At 70.4% G+C, this 14,945-nt stretch carries 12 protein-coding genes; 5 read left to right on the top strand and 7 right to left on the bottom strand.

Annotated features, from left to right (window positions below):
* The first annotated feature begins 6 nt into the window (after positions 1-6).
* Both ACFVN5_RS08945 and ACFVN5_RS08940 read left to right on the top strand, forming a co-directional pair.
* Positions 7-855, top strand: coding sequence for a methyltransferase domain-containing protein (locus ACFVN5_RS08945; protein WP_376954664.1), 849 nt, complete (start codon positions 7-9; stop codon positions 853-855).
* A 45-nt stretch (positions 856-900) separates the two neighbouring features.
* Entirely contained in the window at positions 901-1,596 is a 696-nt protein-coding gene (locus ACFVN5_RS08940) for a class I SAM-dependent methyltransferase (protein ID WP_376954663.1), read from the top strand.
* A gap of 90 nt (positions 1,597-1,686) precedes the next feature.
* Here ACFVN5_RS08940 and ACFVN5_RS08935 read toward each other — a convergent pair whose 3' ends face one another.
* The 5 genes from ACFVN5_RS08935 to ACFVN5_RS08915 all read right to left on the bottom strand — a co-directional run bounded on the left by ACFVN5_RS08935 (position 1,687) and on the right by ACFVN5_RS08915 (position 6,819).
* On the bottom strand, positions 1,687-2,109 hold the full coding sequence (locus ACFVN5_RS08935) for a cytochrome c oxidase subunit 4 (RefSeq protein ID WP_376954662.1): 423 nt from the start codon (positions 2,107-2,109) through the stop codon (positions 1,687-1,689).
* Complete coding sequence (gene ctaD / locus ACFVN5_RS08930) at positions 2,110-3,846, bottom strand: cytochrome c oxidase subunit I (protein WP_376954660.1); 1,737 nt, start codon at positions 3,844-3,846, stop codon at positions 2,110-2,112. It lies immediately after the preceding gene.
* Complete coding sequence (gene coxB, locus ACFVN5_RS08925) at positions 3,843-4,745, bottom strand: cytochrome c oxidase subunit II (RefSeq protein ID WP_376954659.1); 903 nt, start codon at positions 4,743-4,745, stop codon at positions 3,843-3,845. Before coxB ends, ctaD begins: the two co-directional genes overlap by 4 nt.
* 199 nt (positions 4,746-4,944) lie before the next feature.
* Complete coding sequence (erpA, locus tag ACFVN5_RS08920) at positions 4,945-5,295, bottom strand: iron-sulfur cluster insertion protein ErpA (protein WP_148735037.1); 351 nt, start codon at positions 5,293-5,295, stop codon at positions 4,945-4,947.
* Between the two features lie 99 nt (positions 5,296-5,394).
* Complete coding sequence (locus tag ACFVN5_RS08915; RefSeq protein ID WP_376954658.1) at positions 5,395-6,819, bottom strand: dipeptidase; 1,425 nt, start codon at positions 6,817-6,819, stop codon at positions 5,395-5,397.
* 36 nt (positions 6,820-6,855) lie between these two features.
* Between ACFVN5_RS08915 and ACFVN5_RS08910 the strand changes: the two genes are divergently transcribed.
* Positions 6,856-7,443, top strand: a complete 588-nt coding sequence (locus ACFVN5_RS08910) for a DUF3043 domain-containing protein (protein WP_376954657.1) — start codon at positions 6,856-6,858, stop codon at positions 7,441-7,443.
* Between the two features lie 103 nt (positions 7,444-7,546).
* On the opposite strand, the gene ACFVN5_RS08905 is transcribed toward ACFVN5_RS08910, so the two are convergent.
* Positions 7,547-8,698, bottom strand: coding sequence for an alkaline phosphatase family protein (locus tag ACFVN5_RS08905; RefSeq protein ID WP_376954656.1), 1,152 nt, complete (start codon positions 8,696-8,698; stop codon positions 7,547-7,549).
* A gap of 75 nt (positions 8,699-8,773) precedes the next feature.
* On the opposite strand from ACFVN5_RS08905, the gene ACFVN5_RS08900 reads away from it, so the two are divergent.
* Both ACFVN5_RS08900 and ACFVN5_RS08895 read left to right on the top strand, forming a co-directional pair.
* Complete coding sequence (locus ACFVN5_RS08900) at positions 8,774-11,251, top strand: DNA topoisomerase (ATP-hydrolyzing) subunit A (RefSeq protein WP_376954655.1); 2,478 nt, start codon at positions 8,774-8,776, stop codon at positions 11,249-11,251.
* 119 nt (positions 11,252-11,370) lie between these two features.
* Positions 11,371-12,705, top strand: coding sequence for an FAD-binding oxidoreductase (locus ACFVN5_RS08895; protein ID WP_376954654.1), 1,335 nt, complete (start codon positions 11,371-11,373; stop codon positions 12,703-12,705).
* Between the two features lie 3 nt (positions 12,706-12,708).
* Here ACFVN5_RS08895 and ACFVN5_RS08890 read toward each other — a convergent pair whose 3' ends face one another.
* Positions 12,709-14,802, bottom strand: coding sequence for a type IIA DNA topoisomerase subunit B (locus ACFVN5_RS08890; protein WP_376954653.1), 2,094 nt, complete (start codon positions 14,800-14,802; stop codon positions 12,709-12,711).
* Positions 14,803-14,945 lie beyond the last annotated feature (143 nt).

The following is a 14,945-nucleotide window of genomic DNA, read 5'->3' as shown; positions in this document are numbered from 1 at the left end:
GGTTCCATGTCGATCGACACGACATGGCTCCGGTGCCCGAACTGTCTCCTCGACCTCGACGCGGTCGAGCAGCGCACGCTCGGATGCCCGACCGGGCACCGCTTCGACCTCTCGAAGCACGGCATCGTCACGCTCCTCCCGCCGCGGGCGCCGAAGACGATCGGCGACGACCGGGCGATGCTCGACGCGCGGGCCGCGCTCCTCGACAGCGGGGCGTACGCACCGATCGCGACCGCGATCGCCGACGCCGTGAGTGCTGCCTGGGTCGACGGCGCAGCGGATGCCGCGCGCATCGCCGACCTCGGCTGCGGCACCGGGTACTACTCGGCGTTCCTCGCTGGTGCACTCCCCACGGCCGAGTTCCTGCTCGCCGACCGCTCAGTCGATGCGGTGCGGATGAGCCGACGCGCCGTCGCCCGGTCCACGGGCGTCGTGCTCGACACCTGGCGGCCGCTGCCCCTGCGCGACGCCGTCGCCGACGTCGTCCTCGACGTCTTCGCGCCGCGCAATCCTCCCGAGTTCGCGAGGATCCTCCGGCCCGGAGGCGTGATCGTCGTCGTGGTTCCGACCGCCGGCCACCTGCACGAGCTGCGCGCCGAGGGCGCGATGCTGGACGTGCCCGCTGAGAAGGCCGAGCTGGTGGCCGACCGCTTCCGAGCGGACGGGCTCGCGTATCGGGCACGCACCGAGGTGTCGTACGCACTCGAGGCGTCGGCCGCGACGCAGGCGCTGCTCTCCGACATGGGCCCCGCCGCGCATCACCCCGACCGCCGTCCGGCGTCGCCGGATCACGACCGCACGATCACGGTCTCCGTCGACGTGCTGGTGTTCGAGCACGCCACCGACGCCCACTGAAGATCCGTCGGCGCCGTCGCGCGTCGTCGGCGTCATACTGGGTGCATGTCGGGATGCTGCGGGCCCGAGGGGGACGGCCGCTACTCGGAGATCTTCGACGAGCGGTTCGCCAGCAGTCTCGCCCGTCGGTACCTACGACGCGGACCGACCGCGCCCGAGCGACGCATCGTCGACGCCCTGTCGGGGCTCGGCCTCCCGGGCCGGAGCGTGCTCGAGATCGGCGGCGGCGTCGGCGAGCTCCAGCTCGAGCTGCTCTCGCGCGGCGCGGCCGAGACCGTGAACCTCGAGCTGTCCGACGCGTACGAGGAGCAGGCGGACGAGCTGATGCGGGCGAGCGGCGTCGACGGCCGTGTCACCCGGATCGTCGGCGTGGACCTCGCCGCGGCATCCGACCCAGGCGTGGCACGAGCGGACTACGTGCTGCTGCACCGCGTGATCTGCTGCTATCCCGACTTCGCGGGCCTCCTCGGCGCCGCCGCCGACCATGCGAGGACGGCGGTGGTGTTCAGCCATCCGGCGCGGAACCTCTTCACCCGGGCCGCGGTGACGATGAGCAACGCCTGGATGGCGCTCACCGGTCGCCGGTATCGCGGGTACGTCCACTCCCCCGCGGGCATGCTGGCCGTGCTCAGCGCCCACGGCCTCTCGCTGACCACCTACGAGCGTTCGAAGCGCTGGCACATCGCCGTGGCCGTGCGGGAACCGGCCGCCGTCCGTGCGCCCGCAGGCGGGCACCTCTGACCTGCTCGGCCGCCGACGAGGCCCGCAGCGGCTCGCGGAACGACGAAGGGCCCGGCACCACGCGGTGCCGGGCCCTTCGAACGGGATCGCTCAGCGAGCGAAGTTTCCGCGGTAGTACTCGTACACCCAGCCGACGAGCGCGATGATGACGAGCGGGATCGCGATGAACGTGATCCAGAACCCGATCGCGAGCCCGAGGAAGCCGAGCGCGGCGCCCGACGCGAGGATGATCGGCCACCAGCTCCACGGGCTGAAGAAGCCGAGCTCGGCGTCGCCGTCGTCGATGTTGGCGTCGATGCGGTCCTCGGGCAGCTCAGCGCCCTGGGCCCGGTGCACACGACCGAGGTAGAAGGCGATGAACGCCGACAGGACGGTCGTGAGCGACAGCGCCACGGTGCCGGCCCACTCCATGCCCGGGTCGACCTCGTCGATCGCGCTCCAGGTTCCGTAGAGAATCGCCGAGAATCCGAAGAAGCCCGCGAGGATCCAGAACATGTTCACATTGGCGCGCATCTACTTGACTTCCTTCGTCGCGGCGTCGAACACCGGTGCCTGCGGGGCGTCCTTCGCGGGACCGATGCCCACCGGGATGCCGGCCTCGGGGTGGTTGAGGTCGAACGCCGGCGCCTCGGAGCGGATGCGCGGGATGGACGTGAAGTTGTGCCGCGGCGGCGGGCAGCTGGTCGCCCACTCGAGCGAGCGGCCGTAGCCCCACGGGTCGTTCACGGTCACCTTCGGCGCACGACGCGCGGTGATGTAGACGTTCAGGAAGAACGGGATGAGCGAGACCGCGAGGATGCCGGCGCCGATGGTCGACAGCTGGTTCATCCAGGTGATGTTGTCCTCGGGCAGGTACGAGTAGTACCGGCGCGGCATCGCGACGACGCCCAGCCAGTGCTGGATGAGGAACGTCGTGTGGAAGCCGATGAACAGGAGCCAGAAGTGCCACTTGCCGAGGGTCTCGTTCAGCATCTTGCCGGTCCACTTGGGCCACCAGAAGTAGAAGCCCGCGAACATCGCGAACACGACCGTGCCGAAGACGACGTAGTGGAAGTGCGCGACGACGAAGTACGTGTCGGAGACGTGGAAGTCGAGCGGCGGCGACGCCAGGATCACGCCGGTGAGACCACCGAACACGAACGTGATGAGGAAGCCGAGCGACCAGATCAGCGGTGTCTCGAACGTGATGGATCCGCGCCACATCGTGCCGATCCAGTTGAAGATCTTCACGCCGGTCGGCACCGCGATGAGCATCGTCATCAGGGCGAAGAACGGCAGCAGCACCGAGCCGGTGACGTACATGTGGTGCGCCCACACGGTGACCGAGAGGGCCGCGATCGCGATGGTGGCGTAGATCAGCGTCTTGTACCCGAAGATCGGCTTGCGGCTGAACACCGGGAAGATCTCGGAGACGATGCCGAAGAACGGCAGCGCGATGATGTACACCTCGGGATGGCCGAAGAACCAGAAGAGGTGCTGCCAGAGGATGACGCCGCCGTTGGCGGGATCGTAGATGTGCGCGCCGAAGATGCGGTCGGCACCGGCGGCGAGGATCGCGGCCGCGAGCACCGGGAACGCCATCAGGACGAGGATCGACGTGACGAGCGTGTTCCAGGTGAAGATCGGCATGCGGAACATGGTCATGCCGGGCGCGCGCATCGTGATGATCGTCGTGATGAAGTTCACCGCGCCGAGGATCGTGCCGAAGCCCGAGAGGCCGAGGCCCAGCATCCAGAGGTTGCCGCCGATGCCCGGCGAGAACGTGGTCGAAGCGAGGGGCTGGTAGGCGAACCATCCGAACGACGCCGCACCCTGCGGGGTGAAGAAGCCGGCGACGGCCATGAGCGAGCCGAAGTTGAACAACCAGTACGCGAGCGCGTTCAGTCGCGGGAACGCGACGTCGGGCGCGCCGATCTGCAGCGGCATGAGCACGTTCGCGAAGCCCGCGAACAGCGGCGTCGCGAACATCAGCAGCATGATCGTGCCGTGCATCGTGAACAGCTGGTTGTACTGCTCACGCGTCTGGATGATCTCGAGACCGGGCTCGAACAGCTGCGCGCGGATGATGAGGGCCATCACGCCGCCGATGCAGAAGTAGATGAACGAGGTGATCAGGTAGAGGTACCCGATGACCTTGTGGTCGGTGGAGGTGATCCACCGGACGAGGACGTTGCCCTTGCGCTCGACCCTGGGTGCGCCGAACGGCAGGCTGCTCGACTGCGGCCGAGCCGGTGCGGTCGTGGTGCTCATTCGGCTTCGTGCTCCTCTTTCAGTTCGGGCGCGCCCTTGCCGGGCTGGTTCTGGTTGCGGTCGTACTCGTTGGAGAGCTGGCCCTCCTGGCCGAGGTCGCGGAGCGACTGGATGTAGTCCTCGTACTCCGACTCGGAGACGACCTGGACGTTGAAGAGCATGAGCGAGTGGTACTCGCCGCAGAGCTCTGCGCACTTGCCCTCGTACGTGCCCTCGCGCTCGGGGACGAACGACATGTAGTTCGTCTTGCCGGGGAACATGTCCTTCTTGTAGAGGAAGTCAACGACCCAGAAGGAGTGGATCACGTCGCGCGACTCGAGCTCGATCTCGACGTTCTTGCCGACCGGCAGGTAGAGCGTGGGGAGCTCGGACTGGACGAGCGAGCCCGAGGGGCCCTCGTCGGAGAGCTGGCCCTGGATGCCGGGCGAGTAGACGTCCTCGTTGACGTAGTTGAAGTCCCAGGCCCACTGCTTGGCGATGACCTCGACCTTGACGTCGATGTCGTCCTCGGCGAAGCGCTGCTCGATGACCGCCTGGTCGCGAGCCGTGAAGGCGAAGAAGCCGAGCACCAGGATCAGGGGGACGATCGTGTAGAAGACCTCGATCGGCATGTTGTAGCGCAGCTGCACCGGGAGGCCGGTCTGGCCCTTGCGCCGCCGGTACGCGATGACGGCCCAGATCGTGAGGCCCCAGGTGATCACGCCGACGACGAGCAGCACGATCCACGACGTCACCCACAGGCCCGAGACGAGCTCGGTGTGGTTGGTGACGGGAGACTGGCCCTCCTCGAAGCCCGGAAGGAATCCGTTCAGCTGTGCCTGCGTGCATCCGGCGAGGACGAGGCTGAGCGACGCTGCGATCGGGATTGCAGCCCATCGGAGACGGCGATTGTGGCGCACCGGTGACCTTTCGGGAGACTCGAAGGCGCTTCACAGCGAAGCGCGGTGATCGGTCCCTAGCCTACTCCGACTCGACCCCCGGGGTGTGCACCCCGAGGCGGTGTCGGGCGCCGATGCGTGGATTCCCGAAACCACCTGCGGAAACGCCGAAGGGAGGCCGCCCGGGCGGCCTCCCTTCGGGAGCAGAGTCGACGAACCCTCAGTGGAAGGAGTCGCCGCACGCGCAGCTGCCCTGCGCGTTCGGGTTGTCGATGGTGAAGCCCTGCTTCTGGATCGTGTCCTCGAAGTCGATCGAGGCGCCGTCGAGATAGGGCACGCTCATCTTGTCGACCACGACCTCGACGCCCGAGAAGTCCACGACGGCGTCGCCGTCGAGCAGCCGCTCGTCGAAGTAGAGCTGGTAGATGAGCCCGGAGCATCCGCCGGGCTGCACCGCGACGCGCAGTCGCAGGTCGTCGCGCCCCTCCTGCTCGAGGAGGCTGCGGACCTTGTCGGCCGCGGGGTCGCTCAGCTTCACGCCGTGCGTCGTGTCGGTGATCGTGTCGCTCATGTCACTCCTCGGTGCGTCAGGTACACGTAAGCCTGCATCAATGGTAACCGCGGATCCTGAGTATGCGTCCGACAGGGACTCAGGGCGTCGCGCGTGTCGTCAGGACGCGTCGCCGCGCGCCTCGAGCCGGGCCAGGAACAGGGCCTCGCCGAGCAGGGCGCGCTTGAACACGCCGAGGTGCAGCGACTCGTTCGGGCTGTGCGCCTTGGACTCGGGGTCCTCCACGCCCGTCACGAGGATCTGGGCGCCCGGGAACTCCTCGACGAGCTCGGCGATGAACGGGATGGAGCCCCCGACGCCGATCTCGACGGGCTCGCGTCCCCACGCCTCGGCCATGGCCGCGCGCGTCTCGGCGACCGCCCAGCCGCTCGTGTCGACGAGGAACGGCTGGCCCGTGTCGACGTCCTCGAAGGCGAGGCGTGCGCCGAACGGCGCGTTGGCCTCGAGGTGGGCCCGGATCGCGACGAACGCCTCCTTGGCGTCCTGGCCGGGGGCGATGCGGGCGCTCACGCGCGCGCGGATGCCGGGCAGGAGCGTGTTCGAGGCGTTCGCGACATCCGGTGCATCGATGCCGGTGACGGTGATCGCGGGCTGCGACCAGATGCGCGACAGGATGGTGCCGTTGCCGATCGGCGCGACGCCCTCGAGGAGGCCGGCCTCGGAGCGCAGCTGCGCCTCGTCGTACGCGGGCGTCTCGAGCCCCGCATCGCGCAGGCCCTCGACCGCCACCGAGCCGTCGGCGTCCCAGAGGGTGTCGAGCAGGCGGATGCCGGCGAGCATCGCGTCCGGCACGGCGCCGCCGTACATGCCCGAGTGCGAGGCGTGCGCGAGCGTGTCGATCCGGAGGTTGAATGCGACGGCGCCGCGGAGCGCGACGGTGATGGCCGGCGTCTCGACGTCCCAGTTGCCGGAGTCGGCGACGATGATCGCGTCGGCGGCGAGGAGGTCCCGGTTCTCGCTGAGGAAGTTGGCGAACGAGCGCGACGCCCACTCCTCCTCCCCCTCGATGAAGACGGCGATGCCGAGGTCGAAGTCGCCCGCCGCCTCGGCGAACGCGCGGATGGCGCCGACGTGGGCCATGACGCCCGCCTTGTCGTCGGCGGCGCCGCGGCCGTGCAGGCGGTCGCCGCGCTGCGTGGGCTCGAACGGCGGCGTGTCCCAGTCCTCGTCCTTCCCGGGCGGCTGCACGTCGTGGTGCGCGTAGAGGAGGACCGTCGGGCGTCCGTTGCGCGCTGGGCGGCTCGCCACCACCGCGGGCTGGCCGAGCTCAGAGCCGTCCTCGACGGCCGCGCGTCGCACCTCGACGAGCTCGAACACCCCGGTCCCGCGGAGCAGCTCGGCGACGGCCTCGGCGCTCTCGGCGACGTGGGCCGGGTCGAACGCGGGCCACGAGACGGACGGGATCCGCACGAGGCGGGCGAGGTCGGCGACGGTCGCAGGGAAGCCGGCGTCCACGGCGCTGCGGATCGCCTCGGCGGCCTCGGTGGGCGCGATCGTGGATCCGGTGGGAGGGGGCTGGGTCATGCCGGTAATCTTAAGGGAACCGATCCGAGGACTCCCGTGGCCAAGAACTCCACCAATTCCCCCGCGCCCGAAGCCGGCGCCGACAACGCGGCATCCGAGTCGACCCCCAAGGTCGGCAAGGGAACGCCCACTCCGAGCCGTGCGGCCCAGGAGGCCGCGCGCAAGCGCCCGCTCGTGCCCGACGACCGCAAGGAGGCGGCGAAGCAGGCGCGCGCGAAGCAGACCGAGGCCCGTGAGCGGGCCCGTGTCGGCATGGCGATGGGCGACGACAAGTACCTGCCCGCGCGCGACCGCGGCCCGCAGAAGAAGTTCGTGCGCGACTACGTCGACGCGCGGTTCAGCATCGGCGAGATCCTGATCCCGGTGATGTTCCTCGTCATCGTGCTCACGCTGATCCCGAGCTACGAGGTGCAGACCATCGGCATCTTCGCGCTGTGGGGCTTCTTCCTCGTGTCCGTGATCGACGTGATCATCCTGGGCACGATCCTGACCCGCAAGATCAACGCCAAGTTCGGCGCGGGCAAGGCCGAGAAGGTCCGCTGGTACGCCGCGATGCGCGCGCTGCAGCTGCGTCCGCTGCGCCTGCCGAAGCCGCAGGTCAAGCGGGGCCAGTACCCGTCCTGACCCGCGTCCGGCGGTCCCGATCCGGGTTCGGCTCGCGATCGGGGTCGATCGGCGACGGATGCCGCGTCCGCGTGTCGGCGCGCCCTGACGCGCCGCGCTGCCGCTACGGGCGCGCGTACGCCCCCGCCCGGATGAGCGGGACCCGGGTCTCCTCGTCGGTGAGCGAGCCGTGCTGCCCGACCATGAGCTCGGCCTGCCGGTTCGGCTCGCGCCGGTCGTAGTAGGCGATCCCCGCTCGCGCCGCGATGAGCACGTCGCCGATCCGGCTCCGCACCTCGTCGGCGACCGTCGGGCCGTAGAGCCCCGACTCGATCGCCTCGTCGCGACCGAGCACCCACGCGCGGTGACCCTCGGCGGACCGCCAGCCCTCGACGAGCTGCGCCCGCGCCGGCTCGTCGAGCCCCGGCTCGGCGTAGAGCGAGAGGAATCGCGGCTCCCCGGCGACGTGGCGGATGCCGTCGAGGAGGTCGGGCCGGGCGTCGACGAACACGTGCCGGTGGGCGGGGACGTCGACCACGCCGTGGTCGGCCGTGACGAGCAGGCCCGTGCCACGCGGCATCCGTCGCTCGAACGCGGCGACCTCGGCGTCGAGCTGCTCGAGGAGGCCGAGCCAGCGGTCGGACTCCCAGCCGTGGGCGTGCGCGGCCTGGTCGAGCTCGGGCACGTAGAGGTAGACGAGGGCGCCATGGTGCTGCTCGAGCACCGACTGCGCCATCGCGAAGCGATCGGGCACGGATGCCGCGGCGCGGAACTCGGCCCCGCGCAGCACCGCCCGCGTGAAGCCGGAGTCCGCGTAGCGCGCGGCGCCGATCGCGAACGTCGGCACACCGTCGGCTGCCGCGGACTCGAAGAGCGTCTCGGAGCGCTGCCACGTCTCGGGCACCATGCCGGCGTCCCAGCCGTTGAGCTGGTTCACGACGCGGTCGTGCGACGCGTCGAGCACCTTGTAGCCGACGAGGCCGTGCTCCCCCGGCATCCGCCCGGTCGTGAAGCTCGCGAGGGCGGCGGCCGTCGTCGAGGGCAGCACCGTGCGGATCACGTCGCGTCGCGACATCCGCGTGCTCAGGAACCGGGCATGACCGGCGCGCGCCTGCAGGTTGCTTGCGCCGAGGCCGTCGACGAGCACGATGACCGCACCGGATGCCGCGGGCAGCTCGAACCCGTTCTGCACGCCCTGCAGGCTCGCCAGCGAACTCGCGAGGACCCCGGCAAGCCGCGGAACGGTGACGGCGGGCACCGGTAGCATGGCAGGCATCGCGCCCAGTCTGGCACAGGCCGGGCGCGCCCCCGTTCCCCCGCGTGCACCGCACGCCAGCACCAGAGACCACGGATGACCCGAGCCAAGAACCCGCCCGCCGACGAGCCGATCGTCGAACGCATCGAAGACGTCGACGTCGCCACCGAGATGCAGGGCTCGTTCCTCGAGTACGCCTACTCGGTCATCTACTCGCGGGCCCTCCCCGACGCGCGCGACGGCCTGAAGCCCGTGCAGCGTCGCATCCTGTACCAGATGGTCGAGATGGGACTGCGCCCCGATCGCGGCCACGTGAAGTCGGCGCGCGTCGTCGGCGAGGTCATGGGCAAGCTGCACCCGCACGGCGACACCGCCATCTACGACGCGCTCGTGCGCATGGCGCAGTCGTTCACGCTCCGCGTGCCGCTCGTCGACGGCCACGGCAACTTCGGCTCGCTCGACGACGGCCCGGCCGCGCCGCGGTACACCGAGGCCCGCCTCGCCTCCCCCGCCCTCGCGATGACCGAGGGGCTCGACGAGGACGTCGTCGACTTCGTGCCGAACTACGACAACCAGCTCACCCAGCCCGAGGTGCTCCCCGCGGCCTACCCGAACCTGCTCGTCAACGGCGCGAGCGGCATCGCGGTCGGCATGGCGACGAACATGGCGCCGCACAACCTCATCGAAGTGGTCGCGGCCGCACGGCATCTCATCGCCCACCCGAACGCGACGCTCGACGAGCTCATGGAGTACGTGCCCGGGCCCGACCTGCCGACCGGCGGCACGATCGTGGGCCTCGCCGGCATCAAGGACGCCTACGCGACCGGCCGCGGCAGCTTCAAGACCCGCGCGAAGGTCAGCGTCGAGAGCATCACCGCGCGCAAGACCGGGCTCGTGGTCACCGAGCTGCCCTACCTCGTCGGCCCCGAGAAGGTCATCGAGAAGATCAAGGACGGCGTCAACGCCAAGAAGATCAGCGGCATCTCCGACGTCACCGACCTCACCGACCGCACGAACGGCCTGCGCCTCGTCATCGGCATCAAGACGGGCTTCAGCCCAGAGGCCGTGCTCGAGCAGCTCTACCGCCTGACGCCGCTCGAGGACTCCTTCAACATCAACAACGTCGCGCTCGTCGACGGCGGCCCGCAGACGCTCGGCCTGCGCGAGCTCCTGCAGGTGTACGTCGCGCATCGCATCGAGGTGGTCACGCGGCGGTCGCAGTTCCGCCTGGCCCGCCGCAGGGAGCGCCTGCACCTCGTCGAGGGCCTGCTCATCGCGATCCTCGACATCGACGAGGTCATCCAGGTCATCCGCACGAGTGACGAGGCAGACCAGGCCCGCACCCGCCTGATGGACGTGTTCGACCTCAGCCAGGTGCAGGCCGAGTACATCCTCGAACTGCGCCTGCGTCGGCTCACGAAGTTCTCGCGCCTCGAGCTCGAGGCGGAGCGCGACAAGCTGCGTGCCGAGATCGAGGAGCTCGAGGCCCTGCTCGCGAGCCGGCACCGCATCGAGGCGCTCGTGTCCGACGAGCTCGCCGAGATCGCCGAGCGCTACGGCACGCCCCGGCGCACGCTGCTCACCGACGCGCGACCCAACATCGCCGGCACCCGCGCGAAGCACGCCGCCGCCGCCGCCCTCGAGGTGGCGGATGTCGCGTGCCGCGTGTTCCTCAGCGCGACGGGTCGCATCGCCCGCGTCGACCTGCCCGAGGGGCCCGACGGCCGGCCCACGATCACGCAGCCGGCGCGCCGCAGCAAGCACGACGCGATCCGCTCGACGCTCGACACCACGAGCCGCGCCGAGATCGGCGCGGTCACGAGCCTCGGCCGGCTCATCCGGTTCACGCCCGTCGACCTGCCGATGCTGCCGCCGACCTCGGTGCAGCTCGGTGCCGGCGTGCGAGTCGGCGACTACCTCGCGCTGCCGAACCGCGACGAGAAGGTGCTCGCGCTCGTGGCGCTCGACGGCGACCGCTCGATCGCGCTGGGCACGAAGCAGGGCGTCGTGAAGCGCGTCGCGACCAACGCCTATCCCAACAAGCCCGAGTTCGAGGTCATCGGCCTGAAGGCCGGCGACGAGGTCGTGGGCGCCGTGCAGGGCGACGAGACCGACGAGCTCGTGTTCGTGGCCGCCGACGCCCAGTTGCTGCGATTCCCCGCGGCATCCGTGCGCCCGCAGGGCTGCCCGGCGGGCGGCATGGCGGGCATCAACCTGACCTCGGGTGCGCACGTCGTGCACTTCACGAGCGTGCCGGCAGATGCCGCCGCCGACGCGGTGGTCGTCACGATCGCCGCGAGCAACGAGACGCTCCTCGGCACCGACCCGGGCAGCGCGAAGGTGAGCCCGTTCACGGAGTTCCCGGCCAAGGGTCGCGCCACCGGCGGCGTGCGGGCGCAGCGGTTCCTGAAGGGCGAGGACGCCCTGCACCTCGCCTGGGTCGGCTCCTCCCCCGCGCTCGCGGTCGCCGCAGACGGGTCCGCCCGGCAGCTGCCCGACGGCGGCGCGAAGCGCGACGGGTCGGGCCAGGCCCTCGAGGCCGTGGTGGCCGCGGTCGGTCGACGCATCGGCTGAGCGAGCGGCCGGCGGGCGACCCGCCCTTGACGCCGTGGACCGCGACCGGCATATTCGGCGGTGGCCGGCGCGGTGCGGGATCGCCCGCGGCATCCGGTCGAGGACGGCTGGGGGCGGCGATGACGCGTGCGGTGCTGGAGCAGACGATCGGCGGGCAGGTGCTCGCGCCGGGCGACGACGGCTACGACGAGGCGCGGACGGTGTGGAACGCCATGGTCGACCGGCATCCGAGGTTCGTCGTGCGGTGCTCCGACGCCGCTGACGTCGCCGCAGCCCTGCGGTACGCGCGCGAGCACGACCTCGAGGTCGGGATCCGCTGCGGCGGTCACGGCATCGTCGGCCACGCCGTGCCCGACGGCGGCCTCATGCTCGACCTCCGCCCGATGGGCGGGGTCGTGGTCGACCCCACGACGCGTCGCGCACGCGTGCAGGGCGGAGCCCTCCTCGGCGCGCTCGACGTGGCGGCGCAGGAGCACGGGCTCGCGACGACGGCCGGCAACGTGTCGCACACCGGGGTCGGCGGACTCACGCTCGGCGGCGGCATGGGGTGGCTGGCGCGGCGGCACGGCCTGTCGTGCGACAACGTCGTCTCGTTCGAGGTCGTGACGGCCGACGGCTCGATCATCCGCGCGAGCGCCGACGAGCATCCCGAGCTGTACTGGGCGCTGCGCGGCGGGGGCGGGAACTTCGGCGTCGTGACCGAGTTCGAGTTCGTGCTCCACCCGGAACCGGGCCGGGCGATCTCGGCGGAGTTCCACTACCCGGCCGATCAGGCGGACGCGCCGATGCGGCGCTGGCGCGACCTCAGCACCACCGCACCGCGGGAGGCGACGTTCTCCGCGACGATCGGCGGGCAGGACGTCGCGCTCGGGCTCGTCTGGGTCGGCGATCCCGACGCGGGAGCCGCTGCGATCGCGGACCTCGACGCCGAGCTCACGGCGGTGGCGGAACCCACGAGCCGAGTGGTGGAACCGATGTCCTACCTCGAGCTCCAGACTCGCGAGGACGACGTCAAGGGCTACACCTGGCGGCGGTACTGGAAGGGCCACTACTTCGACGTGCTCGGCGACGAGGTCATCGACGCGGTGCTCGCACGCGGCGCGGCCGACCTGCCGAACGTGAGCCTGCAGGCCTACGGCGGCGCGATCGCGGACGTGCCCGACGACGCGACCGCGTTCTCACGACGCGACGCGGCGTTCGAGTTCGTCGCCGCCTCGCTCTGGAAGGACCCCGCGAAGGACGAGGCGCGCATGGCGGCCGCACGTCGGTACGCCGGGACCATGGACCGGTTCGCGAACGGCGCGTACGTCAACGTGCTCGGCGACGACGGGGTCGCAGGCCTCCGGCGCGCCTACTCCGACGAGAAGCTCGCCCGGCTCACCGCGGTGAAGGACGAGTTCGACCCCGACAACGTGTTCCACCTGAACCAGAACATCCGGCCGTCGGCCGGCTGAGCGTCAGGCGTCGATGCGGTCGCGCTCGAGCGCGTCGGAGCTGTCGATGATGAACTCCTTGCGCGGCGCCACGTCGTTGCCCATGAGCAGCTCGAACACGCGCCCGGCGTTCTCGGCGTCGCCGAGGCCGACGCGGCGAAGCGTGCGGTGCCGCTTGTCCATGGTCGTCGTCGCGAGCTGGTCGGCGTCCATCTCGCCAAGGCCCTTGTAGCGCTGGATCGGATCCTGGTAGCGGCGGCCCTGCTTCTTCAGCTGCGCGAGCACGCCCTGGAGCTCGGCCTCGGAGTACGTGTAGATCGTCTCGTTCGGCTTCGTGCCCGGGTTCATCACGACCACGCGGTGCAGCGGCGGGACGGCCGCGAACACGCGGCCCTCCTCGATCATCGGCCGCATGTACCGGAAGAAGAGCGTGAGCAGCAGCGTCCGGATGTGCGCGCCGTCGACGTCGGCGTCGCTCATGATGATGACCTTGCCGTAGCGTGCCGACGCGAGGTCGAAGCTACGACCCGACCCGGCGCCGATGACCTGGATGATCGATGCGCACTCGGCGTTGCCGAGCATGTCGGACACGCTCGCCTTCTGCACGTTGAGGATCTTGCCACGGATCGGCAGCAGCGCCTGGTGCTCGCTGTCACGTGCGAGCTTGGCGGTGCCGAGCGCCGAGTCGCCCTCGACGATGAACAGCTCGCTGTGGGCGACGTCGCTGGAGCGGCAGTCGACGAGCTTCGCCGGCAGCGAGGAGCTCTCGAGCGCGTTCTTGCGCCGCTGGGTCTCTTTATGCGCACGAGCGGAGATGCGGGACTTCATCTCGGCGACGACCTTGTCGAGCAGCAGCGCGGACTGCGCCTTGTCGTCGCGCTTCGTCGAGGCGAACCGCGTGCCGAGCTCCTTCGTCAGCACGTTGGCCACGATGGCGCGCACGGCCGGCGTGCCGAGCACCTCCTTCGTCTGCCCCTCGAACTGCGGCTCGGGCAGGCGCACGGTGATGACCGCGGTGAGGCCGGCGAGCACGTCGTCCTTCTCGAGCTTGCCACCGTTGGTGAACGCAGCGCCGGCCTTCAGGCGCCGGGCGTTCTGCTCGACCTGCTGGCGCAGGAACCGGAGCAGCCCCTGGTCGAACCCGGTCTGGTGGGTGCCGCCCTTCGGCGTGGCGATGATGTTGACGAAGGACTTCACGATGGTCTCGTAGCCGGTGCCCCACCGCAGGGCGATGTCGACCTGGCACTCGCGCTGGAGCTCGGTCGGCACCATCGCGCCGCCGTCGGTGAGCACGGGCACGGTCTCGGTGAACCCGCCCGACCCGGTGATGCGCCAGATGTCGGTGAGCGGGGCATCCGTCGCCAGGTGCTCGGCGAACTCGGAGATGCCGCCCTCGAACTGGAAGGACGTGGTGTGCGGCTCGGCGCCGCGCTCGTCGGTGACGTCGATCGCGAGGCCGGGCACGAGGAAGGCGGTCTGGCGGGCGCGCCCGAGCAGCTCGTCGGTCTGGAACTCGGCCCCCTTCGTGAAGATCTGCCGGTCGGCCCAGTAGCGGATGCGCGTGCCGGTGACGCCCTTGGCGACCTTGCCGACGACCCGCAGTTCGCTGCGCTCCTCGAACGGCGTGAACGCGGCGTCGGGAGTCGGCGCGCCTCGGTCGGCGAACACGCCCGGCTCGCCGCGGTGGAACGACATGGCCCAGGTCTTGCCGTCGCGGTCGACCTCGACGTCGAGGCGCTCTGACAAGGCGTTCACGACCGACGCGCCGACGCCGTGCAGGCCGCCCGAGGCGGCGTACGAGCCCGAGCCGAACTTGCCGCCGGCGTGGAGCTTGGTGAACACGACCTCGACGCCCGTCAGGCCCGTCTTCGGCTCGATGTCGACGGGGATGCCGCGGGCGCGGTCGCGCACCTCGACGCTGCCGTCGGGGTGCAGCAGCACGCCGATCTCGCTGCCGTGCCCGGCGAGGGCCTCGTCGACCGAGTTGTCGATGATCTCCCAGAGGCAGTGCATGAGTCCGCGCGAGTCGGTCGACCCGATGTACATGCCGGGTCGCTTGCGGACCGCCTCGAGGCCCTCGAGGACGGAGAGGTGGCGGGCGGAATAGTCGGAGCTCACGTCGGATCACTCTACTGTCGCCCGCGGACACCGCCGCGCAGGCGCTACGCGCACAGCGAAATGCGGCGACCAACGGAAGGAACCGGGTCCGCCCCGTGTTTTCATTGATGAACGGAACATCGATCGTGAGCCAGGAGGAGGAG

Origin of the sequence: Agromyces sp. NPDC057865 (genome assembly GCF_042796995.1) — a bacterium.
Taxonomy (GTDB): Bacteria; Actinomycetota; Actinomycetes; order Actinomycetales; family Microbacteriaceae; genus Agromyces.
This window is presented reverse-complemented; position numbering and strand designations above follow the sequence as displayed.